Origin of the sequence: Falsihalocynthiibacter sp. BN13B15 (assembly GCF_041205415.1) — a bacterium.
Taxonomy (GTDB): domain Bacteria; phylum Pseudomonadota; class Alphaproteobacteria; order Rhodobacterales; family Rhodobacteraceae; genus Falsihalocynthiibacter; species Falsihalocynthiibacter arcticus.
Genome location: NZ_JBGFCE010000088.1, coordinates 1 through 474, shown reverse-complemented (window position 1 = coordinate 474; position 474 = coordinate 1). Strand labels below are relative to the sequence as shown.

The window sequence follows — 474 nt, the reverse complement described above, 5'->3', positions numbered from 1 at the left end:
TTCTGGGCGGGAACGAAGGCGCCAACGGGCTTTGGGGGCAAAACGGTAACGATGTCCTGTCCGGACGCGGTGGCAACGACAGGCTCGACGGCGGCAACGGCAACGACAGGCTGTACGGCGGTGATGATAACGATGTTCTAAACGGTGGCGCGGGAAACGACAGGCTTGTCGGCGGAGACGGGGCCGATACCTTCGTGTTCAACACGGCATCAAACAGCGATACCATCAGCGATTTCGATGCGCTGGATACATTGCGTATCGAAAACGGAGCCCAGAGCCTAGCGGATCTGACCTTCACCGATACCGCCGCCGGACTGCAAGTTAGCTTCGCAACGGTCAGCATCTTCCTCACCGGCCTCGACCGCGCAGATCTCACCGCAAGCGACTTTGATTTCGTTTAAAGAGGCGCAATTGAATGCATAAAGGGGCGGGCTTAAGAGGCTCGCCCCTTTCGTTTGCGAGGGCGTTGGGAAC

At 58.4% G+C, this 474-nt stretch carries 1 protein-coding gene; it reads left to right on the top strand.

Going from position 1 to position 474, the window contains the following annotated elements; genetic code table 11:
• Nucleotides 1-401, top strand: a 401-nt coding sequence (locus AB9F26_RS22295; RefSeq protein ID WP_369769132.1) for a calcium-binding protein, incomplete at its 5' end; no start/stop codon positions are given.
• Nucleotides 402-474: the final 73 nt, after the last annotated feature.